The organism is Thalassospira sp. (genome assembly GCF_048059015.1).
Taxonomy (GTDB): Bacteria; Pseudomonadota; Alphaproteobacteria; order Rhodospirillales; family Thalassospiraceae; genus Thalassospira.
Map to the genome: position 1 here is coordinate 73,470 of NZ_JBLLNT010000009.1, position 20,650 is coordinate 94,119.

Here is a 20,650-nt window from a genome sequence, read left to right on the forward strand (position 1 = left end):
GGAGTTATAAAATTCCATGGGAGGAAACTAAATTGAACTATTCTCACTTAACGCGAGGACTACTGATGTCGTCCGCCGCAGCCATATCTATGGCGGGTCAAGTCGTTGCTGAAGGATTTCCGCAAGAGACTAGCCTGTCTGGGTTGGAGTATGAACTCATCGGGCGCGAAGATATCTACACATACGGCGCGCTTGAAAGTTACTCCGAAGCACCCTTCCTGACTGAGTTGGTCGCTACAGGAGCACTTCCACCTCTCGCAGATCGCCTTCCTGCAGAGCCAATTATTTTTAAAACGGGCGTCATGGTTGATGGCGTTGGCGAATATGGCGGTGTTTTCCGTCATGTTATTGGCGGTCGGCCAGAAGGCTGGAACTGGGCTGCGGGTCAACACCAAGGCTGGGGCGGCATCAATATGGCGATCCAGGAATGTCTCGTCCGTCAGGGTCCACGGTGGCAGATACGAGGTGAAGATCAATCAGGCCCATTGCCTAACCTTGCCCGTTCTTGGACATGGAACGCGGACGCGACAGAAGTGACGATGAACCTCATCGAAGGCGCTAAATGGTCTGATGGTGATATGTTCGATACCGAGGACGTGCGCTTCTGGTGGGAAGATAACGTACAAGATGCCAACGTTACATCTCGTATGGCCGCAGGCTCGTTCGGTGGTGCGGATACTACAATGGAAGTGATTGACGACTTTACGTTCAAATTCACTTTTTCATCACCACAAAGCGAAACGGTGCTTGAGAGCCTAGCCTACATCCAAGGGTGCCCAGGCCCGAGCCACGTTTTGAAAAAGTCACATCCAACATACAATTCCAATTCTACATACGAAGCTTACACAGGTGCTCTTCCGGCTGACGAACTGTCGCCCGTCGTTCTTGGCGCTTGGGTTCCCGTCGTTCACAGACCCGACGAGTTAGTGGTTTTGCGCCGCAATCCGTTCTACTTCAAGGTTGACGAAAGTGGTCAACAACTACCGTATTTCAATGAAATGCACTTCCGTCTGTCAACTTGGGGTGATCGTACAACTCAAACGGTTGCTGGAACTGGTGACTTTTCCAATATGGAAGATCCGGCGAACTTCGTTGAAGCACTGAGGCAATCGCAATCAGATGATAGCCCAGTGCGTGCTGCCTTTGGACCCCGTGTTCTTGGTTGGCGGATGGATCTCAACTACGACGTAAACACAGCTGAAGACGAATATGGCCAAGCACTACGTGCCATCTTCCGCGAAACCGATTTCCGTTTGGGTCTAAGCCATGCGCTTGATCGTGACGCAATTGGTCAAGCAGTTGCACGTGGACCGTTTGCACACCCGTACACTGGTGGATTCCAAACAGGATCACCGTACTTCGATGCTGCAAACACTGCGTATCAAGAGTTTGATCAAGACATCGCGAATGCTCTTTTCGATGGTCTTGGTTTGATTGACACCGACGGCAATGGCGTTCGCAACCTTCCGGGTGGCGAGGATATTGTGCTCGACGTTCTGTCCAATGCCAACCGCGGCGAAGACCGTAAACAGCTTGATGCTATGGCATCGCAATTGGCTGAAGTTGGCATTCGTGTTCAGCCGCGTCCGATTGACGAAACGAACTTTGACACAGTTGAAGCAAGTGGGGCATTTGATGCAAAGTTCGGGCGCATCAATTTCATCCTACCAACGTTTGAAACGTGCCGGTCATTGCCAGCAGGCGATGCATGTCCTATCTTCAACCAATCCGGAGACCGGATGCCGTTTGAGCAAGGCATTGCTGATGCTTACGAAGCATTTGTAAGCTCTGACAACCCAGCTGACAAAGCGGAAGCGGCACAAACAATGCAAACTTTGTTGACTGAAAACGCCTACTCTATTGGTACAGTTCAGTTCCCAGCTGCATTGTTGATCAACAAGCGCATTCGCAATGCTCATCCGGGAACACCAGTGTTCATGTACGAATGGGCCGAGGACGCCGTAATCCGCGAACGTTTGTGGACTGCTGCTGACCAACAAGAAGCGGAACTTTTCCCTGGCACAGTCGCCGAATACTAATTCTGCCTGTACTTTAAACTTGGGCGCGGCCTGAGAGGGCCGCGCCTTCTTACACTTTGGGGGAATTATGGGCTTCTTATTATTTATCGGGCGACGAGTGGTAATATCCATTCCTCTGCTGATCGCTATCTCTATAGCCTCATTTGCCATTATCGTAGCTGTACCCGGTGACTACGTAGATTCTTGGATCGGCCAAACAATGGCTCAAACCGGCCAGACGCGCGCGGAGTTGATGCCGCGTGCTGACGCTCTGAGAGCCGAGCTTGGATTGGACCAACCGCTGCCAGTACAATACTGGATTTGGATCAAAAATATTGTTCTCAGTGGAGATTTTGGTCAGTCCTTTGCCCAAAGCCGTCCCGTGTCCGAAGTTATTGGAACGCGTCTTCCCAGAAGTATGGCCATTGCGATCGTCAGCCTTGTACTTGGCCAAACGCTTGGTGTTCTCCTTGGTATTTATGCCGCAGTGAACCAGTATCGTTGGGGCGATACCGTCGCCACCGTGGTCGCCTTTATGGGCATAGTCATTCCTAAATTTATCATTGCCTTGATCATGTTGTACCTGCTCGCATTCGTTTGGCACTCACCCTACCTAGGTTCGTTTTATTCCCCCGAATTCCTTGTTCAAGAAAGCATGTCTTTGGCAAAGCTGTGGGACTTATTCCTTCACGTATGGCCAATACTGCTGATCTCTGTTTGGGCTGGCATGGCTTACACAACACGCATGATGCGCGGTAACCTTCTTGACGTCATGAACGCTCAATACATTGAGACAGCGCGGGCCAAGGGATTGTCGCGCCGAAAGGTGCTTTTTAAGCACGCCGTTCCAAATGCGCTGCACCCTGTTGTCATGAACATGGGGGGACGATTTGATTATATGATCAAGGGTGAGCTTGAAATTGCCATTGTATTGGGTGTGCCAACACTTGGGCCGCTGATCCTGAGTTCTGTTGCTCAGCGAGATATGTATGTCGTTTCTGCAATCTTTCTCCTCGTCGCAGTTTTGCTCGTTGTCGGTAACCTACTTGCAGACATTGTGCTTGCTTTGATTGATCCACGTGTGCGTCGCGCCACCGTTTCGGGGGGAAAATAGGATGTCAGATATTTCTCCGACTCATGATTTGAATGCTGAAGCTGTTTCCGAGCATTCTTTGTCTTATTGGCAACTTGTTCGAAAGAGATTTCGGCGCAATCGCTATGGTATGTTCGGACTCATTGGGTGTTTAATCGTTATTACGCTTGGGGTCTTCTCAGGGTTCTTTGCACCTTACGAGTCGGCAACAAAGGATCGCAGCGCGATCTATTCACCTCCGCAAGCTGTGCATTTCTTTGCCCCTGAAGGCGGGCTCGCCCGGCCATATGTGTTGGGCTTCGAAGAAATTATGGACCCGAACACCTTCGAAATCACGTTTGAACCTTCAGTCGATAAGCGTGTTCCGATTCAGTTTTTTGTCAAAGCTGAGCCTTGGAGCGTCCTTGGAATCACCTTTGAAACTCGGCTTTTCGGTGGTGCGAATGGGGAATCTGTTCATTTGATTGGCACTGACGGTGTTGGCCGCGATGTCCTATCGCGGATGATTCATGGGAGTCGCATTACGCTCATGATGGGTTTCATGGTGATGTCAGCAGCTTTGGTGATTGGCACCGTGGTAGGCGTTTCATCGGGTTACTTTGGTGGAGTTTTTGATCTTGTTGCGCAGCGCGTCATCGAGTTTGTTAAATCCTTTCCTGATCTACCGCTTTATTTGGCACTCGTAGCCATTTTACCTCGACGAGCAGATCCGATGACGATCTTTATATTGTTCGCATCAATTTTGGTTTTGCTTCAATGGGCGAACCTAGCCCGCGAACTACGCGGCAAAGTGATATCTATTCGGTCTGTGGAATACGTCCGGGCGGCCGTCGCAGTAGGTGCGAGTGACAAGCGGATCATGCTTCGTCACATTATCCCTAACGTGTCATCTCATATGATCGTTTGGGCGACGTATACCCTGCCCGAAGTGATCTTATTGGAGAGTTTCCTTTCCTTTTTGGGAGTCGGTGTGCAGGCCCCGATGGTGTCATGGGGTGTGATGCTGAACCAAGTACGGGATTTTCAGTCACTCGCTTCGGCTCCGTGGCTCATGGCTCCGGTCGGAATAATCATTTTATCCGTGCTTGCTTTTAATGCCCTTGGCGATGGCCTGCGCGACGCAATGGATCCATATTCAAATGACTAAAGATGACATTTTAGAAGTCAGAGACGTTCAGGTCTCGTTTCGCACCGCACTTGGAACAACCCATGCCGTAAAAAACGTCAGCTATTCTGTCGCACGTGGGGAAACGCTTGCTGTAGTGGGGGAGTCCGGTTCGGGAAAATCAGTGACGGCTCGTGCTGTTATGGGAATGCTTGCGCCAAACGCGATTGTGGGAGAGCAAGCAAAGATATTCTTCGATGGTGAAGATATCTCTGAGTGGCCTGAAATCAAGCTGCAGGAAATTCGCGGTGACCGCATATCGATGATCTTCCAAGAACCTCTGACCAGCCTCAATCCCGTCCACCGGATTGGGGATCAGGTGGCAGAGATTATCTCGACACATCGGCCCATGAAGAAAGCCGATTTGAAAGATGAGGTCATACGCCTTCTAACGGAAGTTCAGTTACCTGAACCTGCTTCACGCTATTCGCAATATCCCCATGAGATGTCAGGTGGTCAACGGCAGCGCGTCATGATTGCGATGGCGTTGGCCAATAATCCCGATCTTCTGATAGCAGATGAACCAACGACTGCTTTGGACGTTACTGTCCAAGCTGAGATTCTTGGCCTGTTAAGGGATCTGCAGAAGAAGCATGGCATGGCTGTTGTGTTGATCACGCACGATCTCACTGTCGTGGAAAACGTTTCTGACAAAGTGGTTGTGATGCGTCGCGGTGAGGTTGTTGAACGCGGCGCAACCGCCGAAGTCTTTAAGAATCCACAGCACGAATATACGCGTCACCTGATCAACTCAGAACCCAAGGGCCTTCCAGATCCCGTTGATGGCAACGCCGAGGTCGTCATGAGGGGAGACAAGCTACGCATATCTTTTCACCTCAAAGAGGGCAGTTTTTTCAGACCAAAGAAAAGAGAATTAGTAGCAGTCAATGACGTTTCTGCGCTTATTCGTCGAGGAGAAACCCTTGGAGTTGTTGGGGAAAGCGGATCGGGGAAAACGACATTTGGGATGTCACTTATACGGTTGGGCGAGTCGCAGCAGGGTGAGATATACTTTAAAGATGACCGCATCGATGGCTTAAGCCGCAAAGAGATGCGCCCCTATCGTCCCAAGATTCAAGTTGTTTTCCAAGATCCTTTTTCCTCACTGAATCCTAGAATGATTGTGAGACAAATCCTTGAAGAAGGCTTGGTCGTTAATGGTCTTGGCGATACGCGAGACGAGCGTGATCAGATGGTGCGTCAAGCGCTCGATGATGTGCAAATGCCGCAAAGCTGTTTGGATAGGTTCCCCCATGAATTTTCTGGGGGACAACGCCAACGTATCGCAATCGCTAGGGCAATTGTGCTGAAACCAGAGTTTATTCTTCTGGATGAACCAACCTCAGCCCTAGATTTGTCGATCCAGGCACAAATCATCGACCTGTTGAGAGATCTAAGGCGCAAGCATGGGCTCAGCTACTTGTTCATTAGTCATGATCTGAAAGTTGTGAAGGCTCTGTGTCACAACACGATCGTTATGCAACACGGCAAAGTGGTTGAATTGGGCCCGACGGATCAAGTGCTCAACAGGCCTGAGACTGAATATACACAACGATTGGTAAAGGCTGCGTTTGACGTAATTGCGTGAGATTCAGGAGCTTAGCCTTGGAAACAAGGAAGCTTAAAAATTCGGAAATTCGTATCGTTGTTCAAACGATATTCAATGAGGTTTGAAGATGTCTAAATCACCCAAAATTGCCTTCATCGGTGCCGGTTCAACTATCTTTATGAAGCATATCATCGGTGATGTATTGCAACGCGACGCTATGAGTGGAGCGCATGTTGCACTTGTGGACATCGATCCAGTGCGGCTTGCTCAGTCGGTTAAGATTGCAGATCGGATGGTCACTACGCTCGATGTGCCAGCAAAAATTACGTCTCACTTGAAGCAGCGTGAAGCGCTTGACGGTGCTGATTTTGTGATCGTTACTTTTCAGATCGGTGGCTATGACCCTTGCACCATAACCGACTTTGAAATCCCTAAGAAATTTGGCCTTGAGCAAACCATAGCCGATACTCTTGGGATCGGTGGGATCATGCGAGGCGTCCGTACTGTACCGCATCTTTGGTCAATCTGTGATGACATGATGGACCTGTGCCCAGAAGCGACGCTCCTTCAATACGTTAACCCAATGTCGATCAATATTTGGGCGATTACTGAGAAGTACCCCGAGATAAAAGTCGTCGGCCTTTGCCATTCAATTCAGCATACGGTTAAGGCTCTTGCGACGGATCTGGGTCTTGAAGAGAGTGAAATTCGTTTCGACTGCTCTGGTATCAACCACATAGCGTTCTTCTCGAAATTTGAGCAGATCATGGAAGATGGCAGTTACCGTGATCTGTACCCTGCGCTTCAGGCTGGCTATGCGGAGGGGCGGTTCCCGACCGATGAGAGCATGGAAATGCCTCGTTGCAAGAATTTCGTGCGGTACGAAATGATGAAGCGCCTTGGCTACTTTGTGACTGAAAGCTCAGAGCACTTTGCCGAATATGTGCCGTGGTTTATCAAGAAAGGCCGCGAAGACCTCATTGAAAAATTTCAGATCCCTATCGATGAGTACCCGAAGCGTTGTATTGAACAAGCTGCTGGGTGGGACCAACAGGCAAAAGACCTTGAGGGCGGGGCACCCATGGATCTTGAGCCAAGCAATGAATTTGCGTCTGACATCATCGAGTCCATTTGGACAGGAAAGCCGTCAGTCATCTATGGAAATGTTGCGAACAAGGGCATGATCGAAAATCTGCCGGATGGTTGTGCAGTTGAGGTCGCATGTCTTGTCGACCGCAACGGTGTTCAGCCGGTCGCAGTTGGTAAAGTCGAGCCACACCTAGCTGCAATTATGCAATCTCATGTTTCGGTACACGGTCTGGTTGTTGATGCGTTGATGACCGAAAACCCAGATCGCATTTACCATGCTGCGATCATGGACCCGCATACAGCGGCCGAGCTTGATCTCGAACAAATAGAGCAAATGGTCAATGAAATGAGAGCGGCTCATGGTGAATGGCTTCCAAAATGGGCGCAGTTGCCAGCTGTCTCGAAAGAGGTCTAGTTGCCGCAACAAGGCGGCCATATTGCCATTGTAGGTGGAGGGACTGCGGGTTGGCTCGCAGCCCTCGTGCTTAAGAATGGTTATGAACAACAGGCTCTTCGAAACTCAGCACACACTGTTCCAAAGATATCAGTTGTAGAGTCGCCAAATATCCCAACGGTTGGGGTAGGAGAGGGGTCTACGTCGATCTTTAGGCAGGTTCTTTTAGATCTCGGCATTGACGAAGCAGAGTTCCTTAAAGAGACAGGTGCCACCTTCAAGTTTGGTATCCATCACAAAGGGTGGCGGAAGGATCGCGGTGATTACTATGGGCCGATTGATGATCCCAATCAGTTGTTTCCTGCTCCAAGCGGGGCCAAAGGATCTTGGATTCACACAGCACGGATAGCATCTCAAAAACCAGTTGAAGATATACACCTGTTTACACATCTAATGCGCGGCCAAAAGTCGCCGTATATGATGAGTAAGACTGGTAAGATGGTTCATATTAGCCAGTTCCACTATGCCTATCATTTTGATCAGGCCAAGTTAGGCAAGTATCTTGCTCGCAAGGCGGTGGGTGTCGAGCATATTCTGGCAGAAGTATCTGGGTTAGAACGCAACTCGGAAACAGGCGATGTCACCGCATTGAAGCTCCTCGATGCGGAACCTCTGAATGTCGATTTTGTCATCGATTGCACAGGGTTTCGCCGCGAGATCATCAGTGAGCTCGGTGGCAAGTGGCATTCATATGGTGATTTCTTACCGTTGAACCGAGCCATGCCGTTCTGGTTAGATCACGACCCAGAACAAGACATTCCTTCATGTACGTTAGCGCATGCACAGTCGTCTGGATGGATGTGGGGGATTCCGACCCGCGATCGAATGGGTTGCGGATACGTCTATTCAGGCTCTCACATCACCGATGATCAAGCCCAGCGAGAAATTGAAACGACTCTTGGCCATAAAATTGAACCACGAGGCGTACTTACAATCGATCCAGGTCGCCAAGAAAAGGCATGGATATCCAACTGCGTATCTATTGGTTTGTCCCAGAGCTTTCTAGAACCTCTGGAGGCAACTTCCATCCATGGATCGCTTGTTCAGCTTATTTTATTGAGCCAAACTAAGGCGAGCAACCTTACAAGAGGTGCGTACGGGCTCGCACGTGAGCTGTACAACGATACAGTCGCTGGACAGGTTGATGACTTCGCACAGTTCATAAACTTGCACTACGCGGGTGGTCGCGAAGACAGCCCTTTTTGGCGTGAAATGACAGAAAAAGGCATCACTAGGAGTGTGCGGGAACGATTGTCGGTTTGGGCTAATGAGCCAGTGAACCGCGGTCACTTTCCCAACTTTCCCGCGAACCTTCCTCATGTAGAAGAACAACTTCATTTGCCGGTTTTGGCAGGCTTGGGAATTCTGCCTCGCGGACCATCCAAAGCTGAGATGGATGCTTTTCCAAAGGTGAGAGCACATGCGCGAAAGACACTTCTTCGCGCTGTTCCAGAATTCAAAAGTGCTGCCAGCAAAGCGATGGGACATCGGGCCTATCTTGATTGGGTTCACGCGGGCTCAAAAATTACAGGGATAACGTTATGATTTCATGGATAGGGGTTGACTGGGGAACGACAAACCTGCGTGCGTTCGCAATAGATGACAATGGCCTCGCAATGGAAGAGAAGAGCTCTCCAAAGGGTATGTCCAGTTTGAAGCCCGAAGAGTTCGAAGCAACTCTTGTTGAACTTATTGACGATTGGTTGGACAATGAACGTTGTATCCCCGTCTTCGCTTGCGGCATGGTTGGAGCACGTCAAGGTTGGGTTGAGGCTCAATATAGGGCTGTCCCATGCACCCCAGTTTCCAGTTCTCAACTGACTAATGTAAAAACAACTGATCGCCGGATCGACGTTAAGATACTTCCAGGCCTTTGCCAGTCATCGCCTGCTGATGTTATGCGCGGCGAAGAAACACAGATCGCTGGCTTTTTGGCTCACAATCCAAAGTTCGATGGCTCAATTTGTTTACCGGGAACTCATTCGAAATGGGTCCGCGTAAAGAACGGGAATGTAGTCTCTTTTCGGACGTTTATGACGGGGGAGATGTTTGCGCTTTTGTCGGAGCAGTCAGTACTTCGCCACTCAGTTTCTGAGGTGGGGACTGATGTCGGCGAGTTTCTTAAGGCAGTTTCTATAGCGAGCGAAGATCCCAACAGTACAACCGAAACCATGTTTAGCATTCGTGCAGGTTCCCTATTGGCTGATGTCGAACCTACATCTGCTCGTGCAAATCTGTCCGGAATGCTTGTCGGTCAAGAGCTTGGCGTAGCAAAAAAATTCTGGGACGGGTTGCCTGTCATTGTGGTCGGTGCTCAAGACCTTTCAAAATTGTATGTTCGCGCGCTCAAACAACTTAGTGTCAAAGTTACGGTTGAGAGCGGAAATACTGCAGTTTTGGACGGTTTAATGCGCGTTGCTTCTGAAGAAATTGCGACTGCATAGCCATCCCACACTAATCCGAATTCGTGAGATGCCGGAATTTTTTGTGGTTTTTTACGAAGACTGCCGGGAGGCGAACATTGATAGTGACCTGCCCCCCGAAACTTCCCTCGTTCTGATGTAGAGTTTGCTCAACCTTTTGAAGGAGCAAACAGATGCGAAAGAGCCGTTTCACGGAGGCCCAAATCATTGGGATGATCAAAGAGCAGGAAGCCGGAATGCCAACGGCGGAGGTGTGCCGCAAGCATGGCCTCAGCCAGGGCACGTTCTACAAATTCAAGTCGAAGTATGGCGGCATGGAGGTGTCGGATGCCACCAAGCTGAAGTCGTTGGTGGATGAGAATGCGAAGCTCAAGCGGCTTCTGGCGGACACGATGCTGGATAACGTTGTTCTGAAGGACTTGCTGGGAAAGAACTGACGACACCGGCCGAGCGGCGGGATGCAGCGTTCAGAGCGATGCGGGATCACGACATCTCGCAGCGCCGGGCGTGCAGGCTCGTTGGTGTCGATCCTAAAACCGTCAGGCGCGACCGTCCGCCTGACAATCCTGACATACGCAAAGAGATGAAGGCCATCGCGCATAAGCGCCGCCGGTTTGGTTATCGGCGGATCGGCGTGATGCTGGAGCGCAAGGGAATGATCATGAACCACAAGAAGCTCTATCGGCTTTATACGGATGAGAAGCTGGGCGTCAGGCGGCGAAGAGGCCGCAAACGGGCCCGTGGTTCGCGGACACCGATGCCGGAGGCTCTGAGACCTGGTGAACGCTGGTCGCTGGACTTCCTGTCGGACACGTTTTGGACCTGTCGCGGTTTGGTGCCGCTCCTTTGATAGCATAATGTGCAGCAAAGGAGACGAACTATGGGCACAGGAAGAACGGATGAATTTCGCAAAGATGCGGTGCGAATTGCACTCACCAGCGGGCTAACACGGCGTCAGGTTGCCGACGATCTTGGTGTTGGGCTTTCGACCCTGAACAAATGGGTGACGGCTCACCGCGACACGGATGTGGTATCGCCCGAGGATCGCGAGCTTGCGCGGGAGAACGAACGACTTCGGCGCGAGAACCGCATCCTCAAGGAGGAGAGGGATATCCTAAAAAAAGCCACCCAGTTCTTCGCGAGCCAAAAGCCATGAGGTTTCGGTTTGTCGAAGAACAGCGTGGGGCCTTCCCGATCGACCGGCTGTGCCAGGTTTTGAATGTCAGCTCGCGTGGCTTGCGGGCTTTCCGGAACCGTCCCGCCAGCCGCAGGCAACGCACTGATTTGGTCGTTCTGGCCCACATCAAGGAACAGTCGCGTCTGAGCTTGGGCAGCTACGGCCGCCCACGAATGACCGAAGAACTGAAGGAGGTTGGTGTCGATGTCGGACACCGGCGCGTCGGTCGCCTGATGCGCGAAAACGGGATCACCGTTGAAAGAACGCGCAAGTTCAAGGCGACCACGGACAGCAATCACACGTTCAACATCGCCCCGAACCTGCTGGATCGCGACTTCAAAGCAGATCAGCCGAACCAGAAATGGGCGGGCGACATCAGCTACATCTGGACCCGAGAGGGTTGGCTGTATCTGGCAGTGATCCTCGATCTGCATTCCCGGCGTATCATTGGTTGGGCTGTCAGCAATCGCATGAAGCGTGACCTGGCGATCCGGGCCCTGAAAATGGCCATCGCTTTCCGAGCGCCACCCAAATGCTGCATCTTCCACAGCGATCGCGGCAGCCAATACTGTTCGCATGACTACCAGAAGATCCTACGCCAGCACGGCTTCCGGGTCTCCATGAGCGGCAAAGGTAATTGTTATGACAATGCGGCCGTCGAGACATTCTTCAAAACCATCAAGGCCGAGCTGATCTGGCGGCGGTCATGGGCAACCAGGCGGCAAGCTGAGATGGCAATCTTCGAATACATCAATGGCTTCTATAATCCGCGGCGGCGGCACTCAGCACTGGGCTGGAAAAGCCCGGTCGCCTTCGAACGGAAAGTGGCTTAAACGAGCACTTGGAGCGGCACAAATACGCGACAGGTCCATTTGGGGCATCGCGCCGGTTCCGCATCCTGGCGGTGAACGATGATTGCTGCCGAGAAAACCTTTGCCTGATGGCAGATACAAGCATCTCGGGCGCAAGGGTGGCACGGGAGCTGGATGCACTGGTCCGTGTCTACGGAAAGCCTGCCAGCATTGTCAGCGAAAACGGGACAGAGTTCACCAGTCGCGCGATCCTAAAATGGGCCAACGACAATGGCGTGGACTGGCATTACATCGACCCGGGTAAGCCGCAGCAGAATGCCTTCATCGAATCATTCAACGGCAGCCTGCGCGACGAGCTCTTGAATGAGGAGATGTTCGACAGTTTGGACGATGCCAGGCGCAAACTGGCGCTTTGGCGATACGACTACAACCATGTCAGACCGCACTCATCGCTCGGAAATCAAACGCCCGCAGAAGCGCGCCGGACGCTTGAGCAACTTGACGGCTCCGCGCCCGGCGCGCTTGCCCAAACCAACGACGACGATTATGAAAACCAGACCCGCAGACTCTCGTTATGAATGAGGGAGCCTCGGGGGGCAGGTCAATAGTTATCACATCGTAAAAGGGTGTCCTCCCGCCAGTTTACTGGATGCGATCAGGACGAAGCCGCCAGTTGATCTTGTTGATTGACTGGTTGTTTCGTCAGTTTGTCGTGAACTGTTCGCCTCAATCGATCCGAAGGTTGAAGAACGTATCTCGAGAAAGTTGCCCGTCACAAAGCCAGGAGCAGTCATGCAGACTTCGGTCACTCTAAAAGATGTCGCGAGAGCTGCGGGTGTATCAGTATCAAAAGTATCGGCGCTTCTGCGGCAGGTTTTACCGATCGGTCGCTATGGGAGGACGCCAAAAAGAGCGAGACGCGCATCAAAAAAATGATTGACGACGCGCTCAAAGGAACATCGGTTACAGTTGTTTGCATTACCCACGGTATCAGCAACAGAGAATGGATAAATTACGAAATGGACCAGTCCCTTGAGCGGGGAAATGGGCTTGTCGGCATCCAATTACATCACCTTACTGATCCAAGCTTTCCTGATGATCGTGTTGGCGCAGCGCCTACCCAAATCGCGAAGAATGGCTTTAAGACCTACAAGTATTCAAACAAAGAAAACCTAGCGAAGCACATCGAAGAAGCTGCTAAATTGGCGGGTCGTTAGCGGTGCAATCAAGATCACGCATGAGAGCTTCGATTGCCCAATCTCCTTATGTTGTTGAGCTTAGCGCATGCGGTAAGTGATCATATACGCGATTTCGGTTGATGAAGAACCACTATTTGCTTTCGCACTCGCAAATCAACTGGCGCTAAAGACCAATGTCGATATCCAATTCTGTCCCGACCTTTAGCGTCCCGTCGATTATGGCCGAGATATCTGTATGGAATGTCACATCCTGATCATCGGTCTTGAGCGAAACCACGAGGGCATATCTTGCCTGCTTATTACAAACTTTCGTATCGGCACGGCCACGCCACCACCCGCCGACTGGTTTGATGCAAACAAGGTCGCGCGTTAACAGGTGTGCGGCTGGCCCTGACCATTCATCGCAATGCAAAGATCCACAAGATACAGCGTCCGGGCCAAACCGCCACTTGCCATCATCACTGCTTGGAGGTGGCTTATCGAACTTGTCGCTGCGTTCGGCCATGTTCACGCGCTTCTTGAAGTTTTTGGCGGACTCGTTGCGCCGCCTGAGATCAAAGCGCAGACCAAAGGACTGGTACCGGTAAGGGTCCAAAGTGGAAAGGGCACCGGGGTTAGGCTCAACGAAATAAGACAAAGTGATTTTAAGTTTCACCTCTTGGTCCCCAAGCTGTTCCAACGCAGCTACCGGCCATGGCAGATCGTAATAGTGGCAGTCGAAAAAGCTGCGCCCACCTCTTGAAGTGTAGGGTTGGATTTCGGATTGAGCGACAAGCGCAAGGTGGTTCTCGGCAGATGCGGACGCACGCTCAAATGTAGGCACGCCGTATCCATAATGACGAAGTAGAGCTGCCGCGTCGGTTTTACCAAGAGGATCAAGCGCATAGCGCATTTTGTCGGTCCATTCCGCGCCATGAACCATCAATGCCCGGATCGTCTCAGGCCAGTAAGCGCTGTGCGCTGCCATGAGCCGCGCGGACAGTCGTGCAGCTTCGGCCGTCGCAGCACTTGTTGCGCGAAACGCAACGAGGGGATTGCCGTCAACATCGGGCCCTGAGGTGAGCACTGACAGAGAATTCGTGTCCACGACGGTTTGCGCCATCGGATCAACTGCTCTGTTCCCAGCTTCCATGACGATATCGGGTTTGTAGGGCGCACGTCCTTTTGTCCAAAGGGTGGATGTGCGCGTAAAGGGGCTTAGATCTCCAGCATCTGCCATAGGGGTGTGGTCAGAAAGGTCTGGTTCCTGAATATCGATCTTGTCGGTGTAGCCGCCCACGACCAGAGCGTTCCATGCTTGGGCTGGATCCTCAATCGGCAATACATCACGTGGTTGCACATCCCGCATCATGATTGGATTTGGTGCGTTTCCGGCAGAGATGACAAACAGGCGTTTAGGCGCATCGGTACCGTCAAATGTGACACCTGCTGCTTCTTGGTCTATCGCGGCGCTCCAGGTGGTTGGTTGTGCACCGGACACACCTTCATTTGTGACAGCCATGCAGAAAACACGCCGTCGTTGCGGATTATTGATCTCGGCAATGCTGACAGCCGATTTTGTCACCGACCCGTAGAACCGCTCTTCGGTTGGATCTGCTCCTGGGGAGGTAGTATCTTGACAGATTCCAACCTGTGCGAAAGCGTATAGGGCAGGGTGGCAGCAAGACGGTAGGTCAAATCACCATGCAGCGCGAGCCCGGCCATTTGGGTGCCATGTCCCGGAAATGGCCCTGAATCGTCCACACCCCACACGCGCACAACGCTGTCCAGCTCGTCTGGTGCAAGGGCTGGTTCGATAAGGTGGTGTGCGCGGTTGACGCCAGTATCAAACAAACAGATGCTAGGCGCGTCCGTACCCGGCCAGGTGACGCGTTCGGCGAGATCTTGGGTCCATTCGATTTGCTCGTCCCGATCCAGGGTGTCGAGAAAGAACGATGGGTTATCCGTGGCGCGTCGCAACTCCATGATGGCAAAGCGCGCAAATAGCATGATCTCAATCGTCGCCCTATTTGCATAAATGGGGACGACGATGTGTTCGGGGAACTCCAGCCGATGCTCCGCTGCGGCACATCTTGCATCTAGGGTCTCAGCCAGATGTTCGAGATCAGGCTCCGCTGATTTCGTGCACCAAACCTCCCACCAGATGAACTGCGCGGGGTCTGTAGGCAGAAATTGCGGATCATCAGTCCAGAATGTCTCTAGCCGGGCTTGTCGGAAGCTTTCGATGGGTTCGACAAAGCTCTTTTGTGGTGGGTTGTCAGTTGTCTCCGACAAGGGCCCCGTGTGGTAGTCTTCCAGGATTTGCGCGAGAGCGGGTCGTGCGTCGTCAGGGACGAAGAGACCGACGATGCGGCTTTCTGATTCGTCAAGATTTGCCGCGAGAGGTTTGACACCGCTAGTCTTACGCTCAAGCTTGTCTGCCGAAGCCCCACGTTGCAATTCAACTTCCAGAAAAGCTCCTTTGACAGGCTCCACGCGTGGGTCAACGGGGCGATCGGCATCGAATGCGCTAAAGGCAGATTGCAGGTCGCCACGTAAACGTTCCCCGTGTGCCACGCGGTCCCGTGGCTGTTTGCCACCCGGAAAGCGGTCATTTGTAGATTTATACGCCGTACGAGATCTGCGACCGATCAAATCGATATGGGGTAACGAATACCTTGTCGTCATGGTTTTACGAAAGCGCCTTGTTCGGGCGGAATGCGTCACGCATCGCGCGGCGTTCTTTAAGGCGGTTGGTCAGGTCTTGCGTCGTTACAACATTTCGCTCGTCCAAGATTGCAGATTTTACGGCGTCCTCAACGGCCCGCGCGATCTCAGACTGGCTGAACCCTTGCGCGTCAGCTAGGATTTGCTTCCAAGCGAGACGCGGGTACTTCATCGGGCGCAGATTATCTTTAATAATTGCGCGCACTTCGTCGTCGGATGGCGGTTGGAATTCGAGAACAAGGTCGAACCGCCGCAGCAGGGCTGGATCGAGCAATTCGGGATAGTTCGTCGCCCCAACAATCGGGCTGTCAGTTGCGTTTGGCTCTTCCATGAACTGGAGAAATGAGTTCAGGACGCGCCGCATTTCGGCCACGTCGTTGCTAGCCCCACGGTGGCCACCCACTGCATCAAATTCGTCAAAAAGATAGACTCCCCGATGGCGCGCAGTCTCATCAAACGCCAGACGCAGCTTTGCGGCCGTCTCGCCCATGTAGCGCGTGATCAAGCTTTCCAATCGGATGACGAACAATGGCAGATGAAGAGCGCCCGCCAGCGCTTCGGCCGTCATTGTCTTTCCTGACCCCGGAGGCCCTACAAGCAAGGCACGCCTGCTCGGGGTCTTGCCATGTTCGCGAAGCCAATCGCGTTTGCTTTGCTGGCGAACAAAATCATCAAGGCGTCCCCGGAGTGTTGCGTTTAACGTGACATGGTCCAGATCAAAACGCGGCGCGCGGAGCTCAATTAGATCGGCGAGATCTCCTCGGGGTGTCGCGAAAGGGACAGCGACGCTGGGGCCACGGGAAACATTTTCACGCGCTTTCTCAACGGCGGATCTCAACTGCTCTGCGGTTGTTCTGTGACCGGAACGGGCCTCGGAAGCCGCGATCTGCAACGCTATTGCATAAAACTGCTCATCATCGCCATCCGCGCGGCTTTCAAGCATGGCGAGGATTTGCTTGGTGTTTGACATGCGCGTCCCTCCCTTTTTCAAAAGCACCCGCGAAAGGCGCATTTCAGCGTAATTTTATGTGTTCGTACCATGTATTTCTAACTTGTTGTCGCAAAAACTGGTGCTCTTGTCGATTGAAATGATCCGCCTCGGCAGCCGCTCGCATTCCAAACATGATCTGTGTCATAATCGAAATGATCATGTGTAGGTGCTGAACTACAAAATAACGGGAAAGTGAGGAAAGGCTGCGCGCCGACAATAACATTTATTGCACTATCGATCTAAGGCTGGACATCAAACTTGCAGCATTGCTCTTAGCAATATGTTACATAATAACCTACAAACCGTCAGTAATTGACCTGTTCGAAGCCGTAGTTTCCTTCGTAATCACGCCAATCAACGAAGACCGATCGATGGTAAATGCTCGGGCAATTGTATCCCCATCTTTCAAGGCCAGTATGTGCCTCGGGTAGAGCTGCTGGAGCAGACCGAGCCCATGAAAAATCACCTTGGGTTCCATAGGTACCGAGGTAAATGGTAGCAGATCGGTTGCAATCTCCGTCACGGCCAGACTTGTTTTGGCGTGCGTATCGGACATCATAGACGCGGATTGAGCGTACAAAGTTGAATTCGGGCCCACTGATGTCGATGTCAGCGCGGTCTTGGACCAACTGGAGCACAAATCCTTCCGGAAGCAGGTGAGACTTTAGTCCGGCAAGATTTAAAATGGCATTTTCAGAAGACAGAGGTTCGGTTGCAGGCGACAAAAGCGGTCGCGGTCGATCCTGACTAGTGAACAAAATATCGTAAAAACGATCTCGATTATCCGACGGGGTAACCGGATCATAGGATGCGCCCATCGGGCACCGCCAAATCTGCAATGGCGGTTCAACGGGCCAAGGCGTGATCCGGCGGATGAATTCGGCGCGTGCACGGGCACATGGAACTGATGTTGGCCAGCCGCCAGAGAGGCACAGTAATATTGCGCAGTCGATCTGATACGTTTGAGCCTGAACACGATTGGCAAGGCCCACAGACGAACCAACAAGTGCAAGTACGGCGACAATTGAGTATTTTCGAAATGTGCGAAGCATGTGAAGCATCCTATCGAGTAGGGTGTAAGCAGCATGACTCCGTTAGTATATTATTGCAACATTAAATATATTATTGATAAAATACGCATAATCTATCTTATGTTAAATAATCAGCATTCCAATTAGAAAACGCCCTGCGCCGCATTCCATCATCCCTCTTCGATCACCCTGCGCGCAACGCGAAAACACTCCAGCGCCTGTGGCACACCGCAATAAATACCGATTACGTGGATGATCGCTCGAATTTCATCGATACTGACGCCATTGCTGATCGCACCTCGACAATGGATTTCCCATTCGGTCATTTTCCCCAAGGCGCCGATCATTGACAGGTTCATCATGGATCTCGTCTTTGCATCAATGACATCGTCACCCCAGCCAAAACCCCAGCACCACGCGGTCATCGCTTCTTGGAAGGGCCGGGTGAAATCATCCGCCGCCGCGAGGTTTTTCTCAACATATTCAGCGCCCAGCGTGGCTTTGCGTTGCTCAAGCCCTTTCAGGAACAGGTCTTCATCAAATGCGCTCATCTCTTCGCCTCTCTATTTCGTTGTTAATATCGGCCCTATGGGCGCATCATTGGTCGCACAGCTCTCGCAGGGTTTGGGCAACAAGGCCCATATAGGCATCGTCATAACCTGCTTCGTTTTCCAAGACACTGAGAAAGGCGCAGGACGTCCCCGACAGCGTGTCGACCATCAGAAACTGCCCGCCGTAACCAGCATGCCCAACAAATCGCCCGTCTGTCATCAGGTGGTTTGAATACCGAAGCCAGTCCTTTGGAGGGGTGAGTTTGGGGGCATCGCGCGACAGGCTATGGGCGATGAAAGCTTCATTCGCAAAGGGTTTACCCAGTATGTCGCTTCCTGCCCGCGCAAACAACAATCCAAATCGCGCAAGGTCACGCGCACTCAGGCAGCCCCCGCCGGAAAAGGCGGGAAAACCGTCAGGGCTGCGGCTGATGTGAAACGCGCCCTCATATCCGACGGCATCGGCGATATCTTCGATATGCAGCGCCAAGGGCCGTGGCGAAACCGCGGCCGCAATGCGGGTCAGGACGTCGGTATTGGCAGATTTATATGCGGCGTATTCTTGCGGGACCGGCGGGGTAAAACCCGTGATCGCGTTGGTGAAATCGACCAAAGTGGTCTCTGCCAGATCATCTGCGGGCAACCGCCAGCCCAAGGCGACTTCCTCAGTATAACAATCCGACTGCGGGTCACTGTAGTCCTCGGAAAAATCGTTGCTGACGGCCATATCCAACAGCGATTGTACCGTGGCTTGCGCATACCCTGTTCCGATGTCTGGCAGATAGTCTGCAACCTTGGCCTCTAGCGACATAAGACCCTGTTCCAGAAGTTGCCCGACAATCAGATGGATGTGCAGCTTGGAGACAGATTGAATGGAATGCGGTGTCGTTGTTGTGAAGTCATCCGCCGCCGCTTCCATCACGATACGGTTGCCCTGAATGCAGCAGAGCGACGAGAATGCAAGATGGTTCAACAGGTGTTGCAAGCGCGCTGGCTGATCGGGCAGCCTTCCCTTTGGCGGTTCCAACACCAAAACATTGCGCGACCGCACCATTAGCGTGCGGCGAAACAGATGGTGCGCATTGTGAAACCCGTGACGGCGATGTGCAGGCTGGTTCCAGCGTTGTTTGTTGTCTGCACTCACGGTCAGATCGGGGTTCGGAATGATCCGCGCGCCGCTCATGATGCAACCATGCGGTGCAGCAATGCATCTACCGCGCAGACATGGTCGGAATAGACAAACAGTGGGTTGATCTCAATCTCGGCAATGGTGTCACGCTCTTGCAGGTAAGCTTGGCAAAGGGTGTGGATTTGCGCCGCGATTTTGGAAAGGTCTGCCTTTGGCCGGCCCCTGAACCCCGCAAGTAACATTGCGACGCGCAAGCTTTGCAAAGCGTCCTCAATCTCATCAGGGGATGCGGGTAAAAGCAGGGTCACCGCGTCACCTACCAACTCAACCAGAACGCCACCGCTGCCCAACACCAATGCAGCGCCAAACTGCGGATCACTGCGCAAGGTGACGATAAGTTCGGCCAAAGGCGGCAGCGACATGGCTTCGACTAAAAACTGGTCTGTGACGGCTTTGGAGCTGTGACTTGCAACATCTGCGGACATTTGTGTTGCGGCGGCACGCACTGCTTCGGCGGAACCGAGGCTTAGTGCGACCGCCCCCGCTTCGGTCTTATGCGACAAAAGCGAGCTCATCATCTTGAGCGCCACAGGAAAGCCAATTTCGCACGCAGCCTCTGCGACCTTTTCGCCAGACACGGTCTTGCCCTTTGGCACCGCAACGCCTTTGCCGGACAGCCAGTCTTTGCCCTGGTCTTCGGTCAGCATTTCCAGCGGACCGAATTGCCCCGCAGGCAGCAACGTTGCTGGCATCCGCAAGGAAATGCGCGCACGGGCCTTTGCCCAAGTGGCCGCCTGAGCAATCGCATTCAACGCCTCATGTATCCCCTGCATCGGGGCTAACTCCTCAGCGATCAGGAACTGACGGGTCTCAACGTCCATATTCTCAGGCAAAGTCGCACAAATCGCGGCAGGCAGGCCCTGTTCTTTGGCCGCCCGCCCAAAGGCGGCTGCATCCTGTTGATAGTATCCTTTGGAGGCATCCAGCCCTGCAGCGGGATAATCCTGAACAAGGACAGCGGCATCCGCATTTACTGCTGCGATGGCCTGCGCAAAGACGGGATAGGTCAAATCACCCTGCCCCCAGATCGGCGTGGTATAATCCAACGGGTTCGACACAGTCGCGATCTCGGGCAACAACGCGATCAGTGCGGCTTCCTGCACAGGATCAACCGGCGGAAACTCCAACCCGATCTTTTCGGCGTAATCCGCCAGCATCGTGGCACCCCCACCTGAGCAGGTGAATCCCGCCACATTCCGCCCC

General features: G+C 52.5%; 16 protein-coding genes and 2 pseudogenes. 11 read left to right on the forward strand and 7 right to left on the reverse strand.

All coding sequences use genetic code 11. The features are described 5' to 3' along the window. Window positions 1-32 precede the first annotated feature (32 nt). The 11 genes and pseudogenes from ACMZ66_RS13660 to ACMZ66_RS13710 all read left to right on the forward strand — a co-directional run bounded on the left by ACMZ66_RS13660 (window position 33) and on the right by ACMZ66_RS13710 (window position 12,997). Window positions 33-2,039, forward strand: a complete 2,007-nt coding sequence (locus ACMZ66_RS13660) for an ABC transporter substrate-binding protein (protein ID WP_416937808.1) — start codon at window positions 33-35, stop codon at window positions 2,037-2,039. A 67-nt stretch (window positions 2,040-2,106) separates the two neighbouring features. After that, window positions 2,107-3,132: an ABC transporter permease gene (locus ACMZ66_RS13665; protein ID WP_416937810.1), complete on the forward strand. Its 1,026-nt coding sequence runs from the start codon at window positions 2,107-2,109 to the stop codon at window positions 3,130-3,132. Window position 3,133: 1 nt separating this feature from the next. Continuing rightward, window positions 3,134-4,258: an ABC transporter permease gene (locus tag ACMZ66_RS13670; RefSeq protein WP_416937811.1), complete on the forward strand. Its 1,125-nt coding sequence runs from the start codon at window positions 3,134-3,136 to the stop codon at window positions 4,256-4,258. Further along, complete coding sequence (locus tag ACMZ66_RS13675; RefSeq protein WP_416937813.1) at window positions 4,251-5,864, forward strand: ABC transporter ATP-binding protein; 1,614 nt, start codon at window positions 4,251-4,253, stop codon at window positions 5,862-5,864. Before ACMZ66_RS13670 ends, ACMZ66_RS13675 begins: the two co-directional genes overlap by 8 nt. 88 nt (window positions 5,865-5,952) lie before the next feature. Further along, a complete protein-coding gene (locus ACMZ66_RS13680; protein WP_416937815.1) occupies window positions 5,953-7,329 on the forward strand; it encodes an alpha-glucosidase/alpha-galactosidase in 1,377 nt (458 codons plus the stop codon). After that, window positions 7,330-8,913 carry a tryptophan 7-halogenase gene (locus ACMZ66_RS13685; protein WP_416937817.1) on the forward strand — a complete coding sequence of 528 codons (1,584 nt, stop codon included), beginning with the start codon at window positions 7,330-7,332 and terminating at the stop codon, window positions 8,911-8,913. It begins immediately after the preceding gene. After that, entirely contained in the window at window positions 8,910-9,812 is a 903-nt protein-coding gene (locus ACMZ66_RS13690) for a 2-dehydro-3-deoxygalactonokinase (RefSeq protein ID WP_416937819.1), read from the forward strand. Before ACMZ66_RS13685 ends, ACMZ66_RS13690 begins: the two co-directional genes overlap by 4 nt. Window positions 9,813-9,964: 152 nt before the next feature. Then, window positions 9,965-10,620 (forward strand): annotated as a pseudogene (locus ACMZ66_RS13695) (transposase); the annotation flags it as partial. Window positions 10,621-10,671: 51 nt separating this feature from the next. Continuing rightward, window positions 10,672-11,801, forward strand: a protein-coding gene (locus ACMZ66_RS13700; RefSeq protein ID WP_416937821.1) for an IS3 family transposase whose coding sequence is annotated in 2 segments (ribosomal slippage) — window positions 10,672-10,906 and window positions 10,906-11,801 — 1,131 coding nt in all. Because the reading frame shifts where the segments join, the coding sequence is not laid out codon by codon here. Between the two features lie 35 nt (window positions 11,802-11,836). Further along, window positions 11,837-12,358: pseudogene (locus ACMZ66_RS13705) on the forward strand (integrase core domain-containing protein); the annotation flags it as partial. A 276-nt stretch (window positions 12,359-12,634) separates the two neighbouring features. Further along, complete coding sequence (locus ACMZ66_RS13710) at window positions 12,635-12,997, forward strand: TIR domain-containing protein (RefSeq protein ID WP_416937877.1); 363 nt, start codon at window positions 12,635-12,637, stop codon at window positions 12,995-12,997. 145 nt (window positions 12,998-13,142) lie between these two features. On the opposite strand, the gene ACMZ66_RS13715 is transcribed toward ACMZ66_RS13710, so the two are convergent. The 7 genes from ACMZ66_RS13715 to ACMZ66_RS13745 form a co-directional block, all read right to left on the reverse strand. Next, complete coding sequence (locus ACMZ66_RS13715) at window positions 13,143-14,543, reverse strand: S8 family peptidase (RefSeq protein WP_416937823.1); 1,401 nt, start codon at window positions 14,541-14,543, stop codon at window positions 13,143-13,145. After that, on the reverse strand, window positions 14,540-15,535 hold the full coding sequence (locus ACMZ66_RS13720; RefSeq protein ID WP_416937825.1) for a S8 family serine peptidase: 996 nt from the start codon (window positions 15,533-15,535) through the stop codon (window positions 14,540-14,542). Before ACMZ66_RS13720 ends, ACMZ66_RS13715 begins: the two co-directional genes overlap by 4 nt. Before the next feature lie 115 nt (window positions 15,536-15,650). Then, window positions 15,651-16,628 carry an AAA family ATPase gene (locus ACMZ66_RS13725; RefSeq protein WP_416937827.1) on the reverse strand — a complete coding sequence of 326 codons (978 nt, stop codon included), beginning with the start codon at window positions 16,626-16,628 and terminating at the stop codon, window positions 15,651-15,653. Between the two features lie 353 nt (window positions 16,629-16,981). Next, window positions 16,982-17,728, reverse strand: coding sequence for a hypothetical protein (locus tag ACMZ66_RS13730; RefSeq protein ID WP_416937829.1), 747 nt, complete (start codon window positions 17,726-17,728; stop codon window positions 16,982-16,984). A gap of 149 nt (window positions 17,729-17,877) precedes the next feature. Next, complete coding sequence (locus tag ACMZ66_RS13735; protein WP_416937831.1) at window positions 17,878-18,258, reverse strand: carboxymuconolactone decarboxylase family protein; 381 nt, start codon at window positions 18,256-18,258, stop codon at window positions 17,878-17,880. A 46-nt stretch (window positions 18,259-18,304) separates the two neighbouring features. After that, entirely contained in the window at window positions 18,305-19,441 is a 1,137-nt protein-coding gene (locus tag ACMZ66_RS13740; protein WP_416937833.1) for a serine hydrolase domain-containing protein, read from the reverse strand. Beyond that, entirely contained in the window at window positions 19,438-20,604 is a 1,167-nt protein-coding gene (locus ACMZ66_RS13745; RefSeq protein WP_416937879.1) for an acetate--CoA ligase family protein, read from the reverse strand. Before ACMZ66_RS13745 ends, ACMZ66_RS13740 begins: the two co-directional genes overlap by 4 nt. Between the last annotated feature and the right edge of the window lie 46 nt (window positions 20,605-20,650).